A 13067-nucleotide genomic window follows, 5' to 3' on the forward strand; every position below is an offset into this window, starting at 1 on the left:
GTTCAGAGCTGTGCGGCCGTACGGACCAGTCCGGCGAGCGCGACGGAGCGGCTGTGCGCGGGCCGGGCGATGTGCGTGACGACGGGCGGTGCGTCGATCACGGGGACAGCGGTGTGCTCGGCCCACGACCAGGCGCGGGCGGAGTCGGGGAAGACGGCCATGGTCCGGCTCGCCACGCTGCCGGACGACGGCCCGAACGGTTCGTTCTTCGAGGACGCGGGCCTCGTCCCCTGGTGAGAGTGGGCCCGGTGTTCCGGTGTCGCGCTCACCCCGGATAGGGAACGGCGTCGCGCGCCGACCGGAGTGCGATCGCCCACCAGGCCAACTGGTCCAGCACGGTCCGTGCGTACACAGGGGATCGGGGATCGAGCGGGCGGCCGTCCTGCCATGCCGTGAAGTAGTTGGGGAAGGTGAGGCCGTCGCGGATCGTCACCGCGTGCAGTTCCGTCAGCACGTTCTCCAGGTGCAGCACCGCGTGCCGTCCGCCGGCCGCGCCCCCGTAGCTGACGAAGGCGACCGGCTTGGCCGCCCACTGTGTGAAGTGCCAGTCGACGGCCGCCTTCAACGACGCGGGATAGCTGTGGTTGTACTCCGGCGTGACCACGATGAAAGCGTCGGCGCTCGCAAGGGCCGACGTCAGGGCCGCCATTCCGGCCGGGCGCGGGTAGTCGTCGCGGGCGTGCTTCGGCGATGCCGCAGGCAGCGCCAACGGGATGTCGAACTCGGCCAGATCGACGACCTCCGCATCGAAAACCCCGTGCAGGCCGACCTGTTCGGCCACCCACGAGGCCACCACCGGTCCGAACCGTCCTTCACGCACGCTGCCGACGATGATCACCAGATGAGGTCTGTTCTCCATGCCCACCACGTTCGGACAGCGCCGCGCGCCCAGCCAGACCGTGCTCGGACTGGCCCCCGCAGGGCCACTCTGAGCACTCCGCGACGAGCGGGGCAGCGCCGTATGCTCACGCCATGGGTTCGCCGTTGGGAGATTTCATCCGGACCAAGCGAGACAGCATCCAGCCCCAGTCGCTGGGGTTGCCCGATCGCGGCCGGCGCAGGTCACCCGGTCTGCGGCGCTCGGATCTCGCCACGCGGGCCGGCATCAGCGTCGAGTACCTCACCCGCATAGAACAGGGCCGTGACCGCAACCCCTCGGTGACGGTGGTGCGCGCCCTGGCCGACGCGCTCGGCCTCGACTCGGCGGAGCGCGACCATCTGCGCTACCTCACGAAGATCACCGGCGGCACATGCTCAGCCCACCGTCGACCCGGGCCGCCGCCCCGCGAGGTCCGTCCGTCGATCCTGGAGACGCTCCGCCTCCTCGAACCCGGAATCGCCCTGGTCACCAACCGACTTGGGGATGTCCTCGCCCAGACCAGCGGCTACGAGTCGCTGACCCACGGAACCGGACTGCTCGACGCCGACACCCCCAACCTCACGCGCTACGTCTTCACCGACCCCCGCGCCCGGACGTTCTTCGCCGACTGGGACGACGTCGCCGACGAGCAGGCTTTCGACCTGTGGCTCGGGCCGTCCGCGGGGAACTCCGAGTGGTTCACCACGGAACTCGCCCGCACCGCCGGCCCCGATTTCACGCGCCGCCTGAACCGGCACGTGGTTCCCCGACGCGGGGCTCTCCGCCTCAACCACCCGTCCGGACGCGAACTCCGCCTGATCCGCGAGACGCTCGAACTCCCCTCGGACGCACAGCAGTTGATCGTCCTCCTCCCTGCGGACGACGACACGTCCCAGGCGCTCGACGAACTCCGCCGCCGGTCGCACGGTCCTCTCCGCGCCATCTCCTGACACACCCGGAGGGCGCCCCGCACCAGGCGCCACGGCTGAGCCGACGGGGCCGGGGTACCCGAGACTTTGATGAACGCGGTGCTTTGAGAGAGGAGCGTCATGTCGGACGTGATGGAGCGCATCAAGCGGTTCGCAAGGAGCCCGCAGGGGCGGCGCACAGCCGAACAAGTACGCCGAGCCGCTGCCGACCCGCGCCGTCGGGCCCAGGCGCAGCGCCTGCTGGCCAAACTCCGTGGCCGCCGCTGAGCACAACCGCCCACGCTACCGAGGGAGGACTGATCGCGGTGGAAGGTTCATCACTCCGGGCAGTGGGCTGGGCCCGCACGCTTCCATTGAACAGCGAGGTGAAATCGGCCCGGGACTGGGCGCGCAAGCACCTGGATGCGCTGGGCTGGACCAGCACCGCGCCGGAAACGGCGGACGCCGTACTGCTCACCGTCTCCGAGTTGGTGACCAACGCGCACAGGCACGCGCACAGCAGCGCCCAGTTGGTGATGACGTGCGACGACCACTGTCTGCACGTCTCTGTGCACGACAAGTCCAGGGACCTGCCCACTCCCCGCGAGGCCGACACGGAGCGTCTCGGCGGACGCGGGATGCTCCTCGTGGACGCTGTGGCCGACACCTGGGAGACGCGGCCCTGTCCGCACGGCAAGTCGGTCAGCGCCTGTTTCCACGTACCGGACGCGGCGGCGCCGCGAGACTGAAGGCGGGCCGGTTCTCCCCGCTGCCGTAATGTGCTCGACGCCCGCCCCCCCCAGCAACGGCCCGAAAGGTTCCCGAAGTTGGCCATGAAGCGCTACGTCCTCACCGGTGCGCCCGGCGCGGGGAAGACATCGATCCTCCATCATCTGCAAGAACGTGGATTCGAGGAGGTCGCCGCCCTTCAGCGTCGACGGCAGATGCTGTCCACGTCGAGTGACGCGCCCGTGCAGGTCTACGACAGGTCGCCGATCTGCATGCACGCGAGCTGGTCTACGAGCGGCAGGTCTTCTTCGTCCGCACCATCGGATTCTGCGAACCCACCGCCGCAATCCGGATCAGTTACCCGGAGTCGCTTGAGTTCGAGCGGATCCACGAGCAGATCTATCGGCGGTTCGGCTACGAACTCGTGGCCACCATGGCGCAGCTCCCGGCGCGAGACACGTCGGGACCCAACTGAGTCGATCCCCTGATCACCGATCCACAGCAGCCCACTCCCGGATGAGCCGGACGGTGTCCTCGGTTCGCTCCTCGTGCAGGTAGTGGCCGACGCCCGGCCAGTGCTCGACGCGTGAGCCGGTGACGTGCAGGGTGCTTCGCTCCCAAGTGGCCATCTCCGCCGCCGTCCACACCGTCAGTGCCGGCTGGGTGCGGCGGCGTAGGTACGCCTCGCTGTGCGGGCGGACGCCGACCGCCTCCGGGTCGGTGTACATGCCCGCGTACGCCTGGGCGATGACGTGGTCCGGGGTGCCCAGCATGGTGCGGACATGGGCGGTGCGCAGTCCGGGCGGGGCCTGGGCGGAGAACGCTCCGGCGACGAACTCGGCTGCCGCGCGGGCCCCGTGCTTCCGGTACTCGGCCAACCGCGCCGGGATTCCGTCCACTTCGGCACCGTGCGCGCCGTGGGCCGGGTCGAGGGCGACGACCGAGCGGACGAGCTGCGGGTGCCGTACGGCCAGCAGATTGACCACCTGCACGCCCATGGAGTGTCCGACCGCCACCACCGGACCGGTGGCGAGGGTCTCCACCAGCGCGGCCAGGTCGTCCGCCATCTCTACGGGGGTGTTGCCCTCGTCCGGTACCTCGGAACGGCCGTGACCCCGCAGGTCGGGGACGACCACCCGGAACTCCTCGGCCAGCGCCTCGGCGTGCGGCGACCATTCGCGGCCGTCGCCGCCCCAGCCGTGCACCAGGAGGAGGGTCGGCCGGTCGGGGGAGCCCAGGCTGGTGGTGAACAGCCGGATGCGGCCCATCAGTTGTGGTCCTCCTGGTACTGGTAGGTGGCGTAGGCGAAGTCGGCGTACGCACCGGCGCCGTCGAGATCCTGGACCCACAGGCCCAGCATGGCTCCGGTGAACCCGAGGACCCGGAGCTGTCCCTCGTGGAACTCGTCGGCGTGTTCGTCCGACAGGACGGTGGCGTCGAGGTCGAGGGGCAGAGGGTGGGGCGCGCCGTCGTCGCCGGTGCCGTAGGCGAATCGTAGGCGCGGTCCGTCGAGTTCGGCGCGCAGCGTGACCGCGTGTGCCGGTTCGAGCGGGATCTCCACCGGGTGTGCCGTGACCTGACCCGCCGCGCAACTGAGGGCTGTCAGTATCGGACGGCCGTCGTCGTCCGCCGTCACGTACAGGTAGTGCCAGTTACGGGTGTTGTAGTAGGCGGTGAGTCCGGCCAGGTGGTCGGGGGTGCGGGGGGCGAACGTCACGCGGGTCTCGAAGGAGCACCGCTGTGCGGTGACGCGGCGGGCGACCAGGCTGGGGGTGCGGCGGCCGGCGGGGGACTGGCCGCCGTGGATCCGCAGCCGTCCCGGCGCGGGCTCGACCCAGTCCGGGGTGGCCGGGCGGCGCAGCGTGGACCAGTCCGGGCCGAGCCCGTCGAAGCGGTCGGTGGCGGGTTCGGCCGGCACGGGCGCCGGGGGCAGGTCGGGGGCGGGTACGGTCACCGCCGGCACCCCGCCCGCGATGCGCGGCCAGCCGTCCTCCGTCCAGCTCACCGGTTGCAGGGCGGTTTCCCGGCCGAGTACGCACCGGCCGCGTTCCGTGTAGGGGCGGGCGGTGATGTGGGCGGCGTACCACTGCCCCTTCGGCGTCTCGACGAGCGAGCAGTGGCCGGCCTTCTGCAGTTCCAGAGAGGGGTCATGACGGGCCGTCAGCAAGGGGCCCGACGGGTCGGGGAGGTAGGGGCCGAAGAGGTCGCGTGAGCGCGCGACGGCGGCGCCGTGCTCGTAGCCGGTGCCGCCCTCCGCGTGCACGAGGTAATACCAGCCGTCCTTCTTGTACAGGTGCGGTCCCTCGGCGACCCCGGCCGCCGTGCCGACGGAGATCGTGCGGGGCTCGCCGAGCAGGGCCTGTGTCGCGCGGTCGTACTCCTGGATCTCGATGCCCGCGAACGACTCCCGCTCGGGCCGCCAGTCGAACCGCATGTTCAGCAGCCAGCTGCGCCCGTCGTCGTCATGGAAGAGGGAGACGTCGAAGCCGCGGCCGTGCAGTGGCACCGGGTCGGACCAGGGGCCGTCGATGGAGGGCGCGGACGTGACGTAGTTGGGGAGGTCCTTCCACCCCTCCGCGTAGGTGTCGACGACCGTGAAGACCAGGTGGAACCGGCCGTCCGCGTACGACAGTCCGGGGGCCCAGATGCCTCCGGAGTCGGGTACGCCGGTCAGGTCGAGCAGGCGGTCGGTGTCCAACACCCCGCCCAGCGCACGCCAGTTGACCAGGTCCCTGGAGTGGTGGACGCGGACGCCCGGGTACCACTCGAAGGTCGAGGTGGCGATGTAGAAGTCGTCGCCGACGCGCAGGATCACGGGGTCGGGTTCGAAGCCGCGCAGGACGGGGTTGTGGATCACGTGGTGGGGTCCATTCGGAACTGAGGGCTCAGAGCGAGAACAGGAGGGTGCCGAAGCCGGGTTGGTCGCACTGGGTGGGCGCGCCCTCGGGGCGCAGGTTGCTCGCGACCTGCGCGGTGTACGGGGCGGACTTGCCGGCTCGTTTCACGTAGTGGTTGTACGCCATCTCGTAGATGGGCTTGAACGAGCCGCGCCCGTCGGTGCCGAGGGCCGACCAGTGCCAGTTGCAGCGGCCGAAGGTGGCGTCGTACGGGACGGTGTTGCCGAGGTTGTACTTCGCCGTGTACTCGAAGCCGGACAGCAGCAGCGAGCTGGAGGCGCCGTACAGGTCGAGGCCCTGGATCCAGCCGGTCTGGCAGATCTCCGCGAGCGAGCCCAGGATCAGTTGGGTGTGGCCCTGGTCGCGGCCGGACTCGCAGCACTGGCCGGTGCCGGACTGGATCAGCTTGGTCAGCGCGCAGCAGCTGTTCGTGTAGAACGCGTTGTAGGCGTCGTTGAACAGGGTGAGGTTGTTGCAGGCGACCGCGATCTGCATCATGCCCTTGAGGCCCATCAGGCCGTAGCCGCCGTCGCCGTAGATGTTGATGAGCGGCACGAAGATGTTCTGGAACATCGCGACGGTGGCGTCGAGTTCGGACTGCGACCAACTGCCCGCCGGACCCGTGTAGTGCATGATCTCCACGGCTGCGGCCAGCTTGGCGCCGTAGATGCCGGCGGCCAGCTCGGCGTCGGCGCCGTTGATGGTCTGCAGCGCGTTGGTCCAGGACTTGATGATCTCCAGGGCCTTGTAGGCGTGCGCGGTGTCCTGGGTGATGTACCACATGAGGGCGTTCTGGTAGGCCGCGTTGCAGTCGTACCAGAGTTCCGCGTTGCCGCTCTCGGGGCTGGTGCCGCGGGTGACGGTGGCCCGGCCGCCCGCGACGACGTACGAGGACGAGGAGAAGAAGTCGGCGGCGAAGGCGGTGTAGGCCCCGGCCCAGGGGGCGGTGCCCGCCGCGACCTTGCTGCGCATGCGGTTCAGGTCGGTGAGGCTGTGCAGGACGCCCGGGTGGGTCAGGGCGCTCAGGCCGGAGGTGACGGCGGCGGCGGGGTTCGCGCCGGCGAGGGCTCCTGCGCCCGCGAGGCCCGCGGCGCCCGCGCCGACGGCGGTGAGTTTGAGGAAGCGGCGGCGGGTGGGCGGGGTGGCGGGGACGGACTGCGGCTCGTTCAAGGGATGGTCCTCTCGCACTCGGCGTTGAGTGGTGAAGAAGGGGAGGGGGAAGGGAGCGGGCCGGTGCGGTCCCCTGTACTGCACCGGCCCGAGTTGTGGGGGGAGGGTCAGCCCCGGTACAGCACGAGCGTGCTGTGCGGGCCGATCTTGGGGCAGTTGCCGGCGCCGATCCTCTTGCCGGTGGCGAGGTCACGGGCCGGGCCGAAGTCGGTGCGCGCCGGCAGGGTGAACACCTTGTCGCTGCTGGTGTTCATGGCGATCAGGTAGTCGCCGTACTCGCAGAGATAGAAGGGCGCACGGCCCACGAGCATGGTCTCCACGCCCTCGAAGTGGACGCCGAGGGTCGGGTCGGGGACGTCCGCCGGGATCGGGGCCAGGTGGTAGACGTCGCCCGCGAGGGCCTGGTGGAGCGTGTCGCCGGGGGGCGGGAAGCCGCCGGGCGGGATACCTGCCGCGCCGGGGTCGTTGATGGCGTAGTCCCACAGGATCCAGTCGTGGGCGGTGAACGTGTCGGAGGTGGTGCCCGCGGTGCGCTGCCGGATGGTGGCGGAGCGCTGGTCGGTGGGGGTGACCTGGTGGACACGGGCGTAGTTGTTGACGCCCTGGCGCGCCCGCCAGTACAGCGAGGCGAAGAGGAGTTCCTTGCCGTTCTTGATGGCCACGCAGCCGTTGTCCTCGTCGGTGACGACGAAGTCGGGCTGGTCCCAGCCGGTCGGGATACGGGCGGGCCGGGCGGCCAGGGACTGGAAGGCGTCCCAGTCGTGGGAGACGAACCGCAGGGCGTTGAGGCCGACGCGGGTCCAGGTGTGCTCTGCCTGGAGGCTGAGCTGGGTGTAGAGCTGGCCGTCGGCGATCATCTCCTGGGTCCAGCCGACGATGTCGGGGTCCTTGAAGGCGACCGCCGTCATGAGGGGGTTGGAGTCCCAGGCGGTGCGGGAGGCGTAGCCGATCTCGCCGGGGTAGACCTCGTTGCGCCAGCCGATGACGGTCTCGATGCGGGAGATCCGGCAGCCGTCGCCGTCGACGTCGATCACCCGGAACGCGCCGCGCGCCTTGGTCATCTTGACCATCTGCTCGCGGAGTTCGGGTGCCTCCTGGCCGCCGTAGCCGCGCGTGACGGACTCGTACATCATCACGAGCCAGTCCATGACCTCGCCGTAGTTGCCGACGAAGCCCAGTTCGCGGGTCAGGCCCGCCTTGGTCACCTGGTAATAGCTCTCGCCCAGCGGCTTGGTCGGGTTGCCGTCGGCGTCCTCCGGGCCGAGGTAGGGCGTCATGCCGAGCGACTGGTAGAGGTAACTGCGCGCCTTGGACTCGGACAGGGCCTGGCTCGGGGCGAGGAGTCCGAGGCCGCGGTTGGTCTGGTAGAGGCCGATGGCGCAGATCTGGGACTGGTTGCTGTAGTGCGGGAAGTGCTGGCGCCAGTAGTCCCGGCTGGACTTGAGCATGTCGATGTACGCGTCCTTGCGCACCGGCGGCACGGGGGTGTCCGTGGCGGTGGGCGCGACGAGGGTGACGTCGTCGAACCAGGCGCTGCCGGGGCCGGTCAGGCGCAGGTGCAGCTCGATCTGGGTGGCGCCGGCCGGGGTGGCCAGGTCGACGGACACGTACTCCCAGTCGTGGGTGCCCGTGCTCGCGTACACCTTGTGGTCGCTGCCGACCAGAGTGCCGCTCGCGTCGAAGAACAGCGGGTCGATGTGCGCGCCGAGACCGGTGACACCGTCCGTCTTGATCCACGCGCCGTAGGTGTAAGTGCCCGTGCCCACACGGGTCCTGGGCGCCGAGTAGACGTAGCTGTAGTCGTCCGCGCCGGTGGCCGTCAGCTTGAGGGAGGCCGAGCCGGAGCGGGCCACCGTGGTGTCGCGGGCCCACGTGCCGCCGGGCGCCCAGCTGGGCTTCTCCCAGCCGGTGGGGGTGTCGGCGCCGTCCTCGAAGCCGGGGTTGGCTATCGCATACGGCGAACCGGTCACCTGGGCGTCGAGGCGGTCGCCCAAGTGCTCCCAGAGCAGGGCCAGTACGAGCCCGACCCGGCCGAAGCCCTGCCACTGCTGGTCGGAACCGGTGAGGACGGTCTCGTCGGCCTTCCACGCCAGATAGCGGCCGTCGATCGCCTGGAGGACCCGGTCCACGGCCGCGTCCTGCTGGTAGGCGGGGCTTCCCGACCAGAGGTAGCCCTCGGCGAGGGACTGCATCGCCCAGCCGTCCATCGTGGCGGGGGTCGCGCCGGTGAGGAAGTACTTCTGGTCCTTCTGCACCCGGGCCTTGATGTCGTCGAGGATCTCCTCGCCGCCGGTGCGGGGCTTCGGGGTGGGCGCGGGGCCCTGGACCTCACCCTTCGGCGGGACGAAGCGGGGCTCGGTGTGGGTGTAGAGGCGGTAGATGCCACGCGAGGGCGTGGTCATGTTGTAGTAGAGCTGGTCCTGGTTCTGGCCGTAGGACCAGATGCGGCCCAGCGCGCGGATCTCCAGCGACACCTTCTTCTTGCCGGCCGTCATCTTCTCCGGCAGCGGCAGGGTGTGGAAGAAGAAGCGGCCCGGGGTGCGCGGCGCGGTGTCGAGGATGTCGAGGTTGTCGACGGCGCCCTGGTCCTGGTGGCCGACCTGCTTGCCCTCGCAGAAGAGCTGGAGGCGCCACATGTTCGTGCCGGAGGCGGCCTCGGGCGAGGTGTCGTCGTAGTCGTCGCCCCACAGGCGGACGGTGACATACGTGGTGCCGGTCGGGTTGACCGCGACCTCGAACTTCAGGGTGCCGCCCGCGTACGAGACCGGCTCGGTCGGGTTGAGGACGCGGGCACTCTGGCCGAGGCCGCCGGTGACCGTGTCGGAGAGGGTGGCGGTGAGCTTGTGCGCCGTCTCGGAGCGCGCGTCGCCGAAGACGAGGACGTCGAGCGGGGCGCTGCCTCGCGCGGCTGAGGCGTTCTGCTCGGCCGCGAGGGCGGGGGTGCCGGCGGTGACCGGCAGTCCGATGACGGCGGCGGCGACACCGGTGGCTCCGGCGTACTTGAGCACGTCACGTCTGCCGGGTGCGCTGGGCACGGCTGTTCTGGGTGCGTCGGGCACGGTGGTTCCTTTACTTGAGGCTGCCCATGAGGATTCCGCTGCGCCAGTACTTCTGGAGGGCGAACATGAAGACCGCCAGCGGAATGATCGACAGCAGTGACCCGGTGAGGACGAGGGTGTTCATGTCGCGGGACTGCTGCGCCTGCTGCACCCAGGAGAAGAGACCCAGGGTCACGGGGAAGGAGCGCTCGCCGTTGAGCATGAACAGGGGGAGGAAGAAGTTGTTCCAGATGTTGACGAAGTCGAGCATGAAGATGGTGATGCCGCCGGTGGTCATCAGCCGGAGCGCGACCGAGAAGAAGATCCGTGTCTCGCTCGCGCCGTCGATGCGGGCGGCCTCCATCAGCTCGGTCGGCATCGAGGTGTCGGCGTAGACCTTGCCGAGATACACGCCGAAGGGGTTGATGAAGTACGGGATCAGCACCGCCCACACGGTGTTGGTGAGGTGGATGTCCGCGAAGACGAGGTAGAGCGGGAACGCGAGCAGGGTGCTCGGCAGCAGCGAGGCGCCGACGATGACCCCGAACAGGACGCCCCGGCCCCGGAATTCGAACTTCGCCAGGCCGTAGCCGGCGGCCAGCGAGATGAACGTGGAGCCCGCGGCGCCGACCGTGGAGTACAGGACGGAGTTGGCGATCCAGCGGCCGAAGACTCCGTCGTGGTAGGCCCAGATGGCCTGGAAGTTGTCGACGATGTGGTTCGAGGAGAACCACAGGCCGAAGGTGGAGTACAGGTCGGTCTGGTTCTTCGTCGCTGCCACCAGCAGGAACCAGGTGGGCGCCAGCGAGTAGAGCAGGAAGACGATGAGCAGGCCGGTGGTGAGGGCTACCGCGCGGCGGGTCGGGCGTGCTCCGCCGCCGGTGGCGGTGGCCGCGGTCGGGGCGCTGCTCATGACACTTTCCTGTTCGTGACGCGGTAGAAGACGAAGGCGAGCACGCCGGTGACGGCGGCCAGCACCAGGGATTCGGCGGCGGCGTACTGGTAGTCGCCGGTCTTGAACGCCCGGTCGAAGATCTCCAGCATCGGGGTGAAGTTGGTGCTGATGGACTGCGGCGCCACATAGCGCAGGAACAGCGGCTCGGTGAACAGCTGGAGCCGGCCGATCAGGGAGAACATGCCGGTCAGGACGAGGATGCCGGTGATGTTGGGCACCTTGATCGACCAGGCGATCCGCCACTCCTTCGCACCGTCGAGACGGGCCGCCTCGTACAGCTCGCGGGGCAGGGCCTGGAGCGAGGCGGAGATCAGGATCATGTTGAAACCGATGCCCTGCCAGGTCAGCAGGTTGCCCAGCGAGAGATAGGTGTTGATGCCGCCGAAGAAGGTGACACCCACGCCCGCCTTGTCACCGATGTCGATGATCGGACTGGCCGTCGGGCTGTAGAGGAACAGCCAGATCAGTGTCGACACCACGCCGGGGATGACGTACGGGATGAGCAGTCCGGCGCGGAAGAAGCGGACCGCGCGGGCCGCGACGCCGTCGAGCAGCAGGGCGAGGAGCAGTGAGATGCCCAGCATGACGGTGATCTGGACGGCGCCGAAGAGCAGGGTGCGCAGCATGCCGGCCCAGAAGGAGCCGTCCGCCAGGATCGAGGCGAAGTTGGCGAAGCCGGCGAAGACGACCTTCGTCGGACCGAAGCCGATCCCGCTGCTCTTCTTCTCTTGCAGGCTCTGACTGAACGCGTAGCCGATCGGCACGACGTAGGTGAGGACGAAGCCGACGAGGAAGGGCACCATGAACAGCAGGCCCTTGTAGGCTCCCCGCCTCCCGGCCCGGCGGGGGGAGGTCCGCCGGGCCGGGGAGTCGCCCGCGACCTTGGGGGGTCGTGTGAGGGTGGACACGGATGTCTCCAGGTGAGATGTGCTGTGGGTCGTTGGCTGTCAGTTGGCGGCGACGGCCTTGACGCCCTTCTTCTTCAGGTCGGCGAGCACCCAGCTCTGCAGGTGGGTCAGCATGGCCTTCACGGTCATCTGCTTGTTCATGACCTTGCCCCACTGCTTCTGCATCTCGGAGTACATGGCCGCGTAGTCGGGGCCGTACTGCCACTGCTCACCGACCCGGGACGCGGCGGTCTCGATCACCTGGGCGCTGTCGGACTTCCCGTTGAACATCTCCGTCGGGATGATCTTGTCGACGTACGGGGAGACGTTCTTGACCGCGGGGAAGAGCCCGGACTTGGACGCGGGGTCGGTGAGCGCGGTCAGCGACTCCTTGCTGCTGGACAGCCAGGACGCGAACTCGGCGGCGCGGTCGGGGTACTTGCAGCCCTTCAGTACGGCCGTCACGTCGAAGTTGCTGGACGTCTGCGGGTGGGCCGTGTCGAAGACCGGTGCGTCGGCGAGCTGCCACTTGCCCTTGGACTTGGGGAAGTTGGTGTCGTAGATCGGCAACTGCCAGGTGGAGGTGGTCATCAGGATCGTCTTGCCGAGGTCCCAGGTCTTGAAGACACCCGGGTCGGAGTAGGAGGCGTTGGAGGCGAGGTTGTTGTCGACCAGCTGCTGGACGACGTCGCCGGCCTTCAGCGCGTCCGGTGAGTCGAGACCGATCTCCCAGTGGTCGCCGACGACCTTGTACCAGGCCGCGCCGGCCTCCCAGGACAGGTCGACGAGGGTGCTCGGGTCCTCGCCCGCCATGTTGAAGATCTTGACGTTCTTGTCCTTCTTCTGCACCGCCTTGCCCGCGGCGATCACGTCGGCCCAGGTGGTGGGCGCCTTGATCCCGTACTTCTGGAAGAGGTCCGCGCGGTAGGCGGTGAACAGCGGGGAGGAACCGGTCGGGATGCCGTAGGTGGCACCGCCGGGGCTGACCGCGTTCCAGGCGGGCGTGGTGTAGCGGGCCTTGTACGGTGCGGCGATCTTGGTGATGTCGGTGAGCAGCCCGTCCGCGGCGAAGTTCGCCAGGTTCATCCCGTCCATCTTGGACAGGCAGGGCGCGTTGCCGGAGGTCACGGCGGCGCGCAGCTTCTGGTAGACGGTGTCGCCGGCCGCGTTGACGTACTTGACCTGGGTGTCGGGGTGTTCCTTGTTCCACACCGCGACCTGCTGCTGGATGCCCTCGGTCCAGCTCCAGAACTCCAGTTGCACCTTGCCCTTGGTGGTCTTGGTCGCCGAGTCGTCGCTCCCGCCGCCGCAGGCGCTCAGGACAAGGGACAGGGAGAGGGCAGTGGCCGCGCCGGCAAGGGCTCTCGTACGGATGGTGCTCATCGGTCCTCCGGAGAAGGGCGGACAGCGCCTGCGGCGGGGGGAGGACGCGGGCTGCTGAAGGCAAGGACAAGAGGGGGTGGCTACGAAGTTTCAGTAACCGTTTCCCGTGGACGGTAGGACCTAGGAGGGCGACACCACAAGAGGGATGGGGGCATTTGTTTCACCGATCTTGCGAGAAAGTTACCCAGAAGAGGACTTTGGCCTGTGGTTTTCGCGTTCGCCTCAGGTCAGAGGTGTGGCG

The 13067-nt window shown here is 69.0% G+C and carries 12 protein-coding genes and 1 pseudogene; 3 read left to right on the forward strand and 10 right to left on the reverse strand.

Annotation, left to right across the window (positions count from 1 at the left end):
* Positions 1–2: 2 nt before the first annotated feature.
* Both AB0M63_RS29190 and AB0M63_RS29195 read right to left on the reverse strand, forming a co-directional pair.
* A pseudogene (locus AB0M63_RS29190) lies at positions 3–167 on the reverse strand (LysR family transcriptional regulator); the annotation flags it as partial.
* Between the two features lie 98 nt (positions 168–265).
* A complete protein-coding gene (locus AB0M63_RS29195; RefSeq protein WP_366021530.1) occupies positions 266–859 on the reverse strand; it encodes an NAD(P)H-dependent oxidoreductase in 594 nt (197 codons plus the stop codon).
* Positions 860–972: 113 nt separating this feature from the next.
* On the opposite strand from AB0M63_RS29195, the gene AB0M63_RS29200 reads away from it, so the two are divergent.
* The 3 genes from AB0M63_RS29200 to AB0M63_RS29210 all read left to right on the forward strand — a co-directional run bounded on the left by AB0M63_RS29200 (position 973) and on the right by AB0M63_RS29210 (position 2516).
* On the forward strand, positions 973–1809 hold the full coding sequence (locus AB0M63_RS29200) for a helix-turn-helix transcriptional regulator (RefSeq protein WP_355920481.1): 837 nt from the start codon (positions 973–975) through the stop codon (positions 1807–1809).
* 99 nt (positions 1810–1908) lie between these two features.
* Positions 1909–2055, forward strand: a complete 147-nt coding sequence (locus AB0M63_RS29205) for a hypothetical protein (protein ID WP_355920484.1) — start codon at positions 1909–1911, stop codon at positions 2053–2055.
* 38 nt (positions 2056–2093) lie between these two features.
* On the forward strand, positions 2094–2516 hold the full coding sequence (locus AB0M63_RS29210; protein WP_366021531.1) for an ATP-binding protein: 423 nt from the start codon (positions 2094–2096) through the stop codon (positions 2514–2516).
* Positions 2517–2746: 230 nt separating this feature from the next.
* Here the strand turns inward: AB0M63_RS29210 and AB0M63_RS29215 are convergent, their stop codons facing one another.
* The 8 genes from AB0M63_RS29215 to AB0M63_RS29250 all read right to left on the reverse strand — a co-directional run bounded on the left by AB0M63_RS29215 (position 2747) and on the right by AB0M63_RS29250 (position 12826).
* Positions 2747–2887, reverse strand: coding sequence for a hypothetical protein (locus AB0M63_RS29215; protein ID WP_355920490.1), 141 nt, complete (start codon positions 2885–2887; stop codon positions 2747–2749).
* Between the two features lie 97 nt (positions 2888–2984).
* A complete protein-coding gene (locus AB0M63_RS29220) occupies positions 2985–3764 on the reverse strand; it encodes an alpha/beta hydrolase (protein ID WP_366021532.1) in 780 nt (259 codons plus the stop codon).
* A complete protein-coding gene (locus AB0M63_RS29225) occupies positions 3764–5353 on the reverse strand; it encodes a glycoside hydrolase family 43 protein (protein ID WP_366021533.1) in 1590 nt (529 codons plus the stop codon). The genes AB0M63_RS29220 and AB0M63_RS29225 overlap by 1 nt, the downstream gene beginning before the upstream one ends.
* Before the next feature lie 28 nt (positions 5354–5381).
* Positions 5382–6563, reverse strand: coding sequence for an alginate lyase family protein (locus AB0M63_RS29230; protein ID WP_355920499.1), 1182 nt, complete (start codon positions 6561–6563; stop codon positions 5382–5384).
* A 107-nt stretch (positions 6564–6670) separates the two neighbouring features.
* On the reverse strand, positions 6671–9622 hold the full coding sequence (locus AB0M63_RS29235) for a Tat pathway signal sequence domain protein (protein ID WP_366021534.1): 2952 nt from the start codon (positions 9620–9622) through the stop codon (positions 6671–6673).
* Positions 9623–9632: 10 nt separating this feature from the next.
* Complete coding sequence (locus AB0M63_RS29240; RefSeq protein ID WP_355920505.1) at positions 9633–10514, reverse strand: carbohydrate ABC transporter permease; 882 nt, start codon at positions 10512–10514, stop codon at positions 9633–9635.
* Positions 10511–11464, reverse strand: a complete 954-nt coding sequence (locus AB0M63_RS29245; protein WP_355920508.1) for a sugar ABC transporter permease — start codon at positions 11462–11464, stop codon at positions 10511–10513. Before AB0M63_RS29245 ends, AB0M63_RS29240 begins: the two co-directional genes overlap by 4 nt.
* Before the next feature lie 39 nt (positions 11465–11503).
* Complete coding sequence (locus tag AB0M63_RS29250; RefSeq protein ID WP_355920511.1) at positions 11504–12826, reverse strand: extracellular solute-binding protein; 1323 nt, start codon at positions 12824–12826, stop codon at positions 11504–11506.
* Positions 12827–13067: the final 241 nt, after the last annotated feature.

The organism is Streptomyces sp. NPDC051576, assembly GCF_040681835.1.
GTDB lineage: Bacteria > Actinomycetota > Actinomycetes > Streptomycetales > Streptomycetaceae > Streptomyces.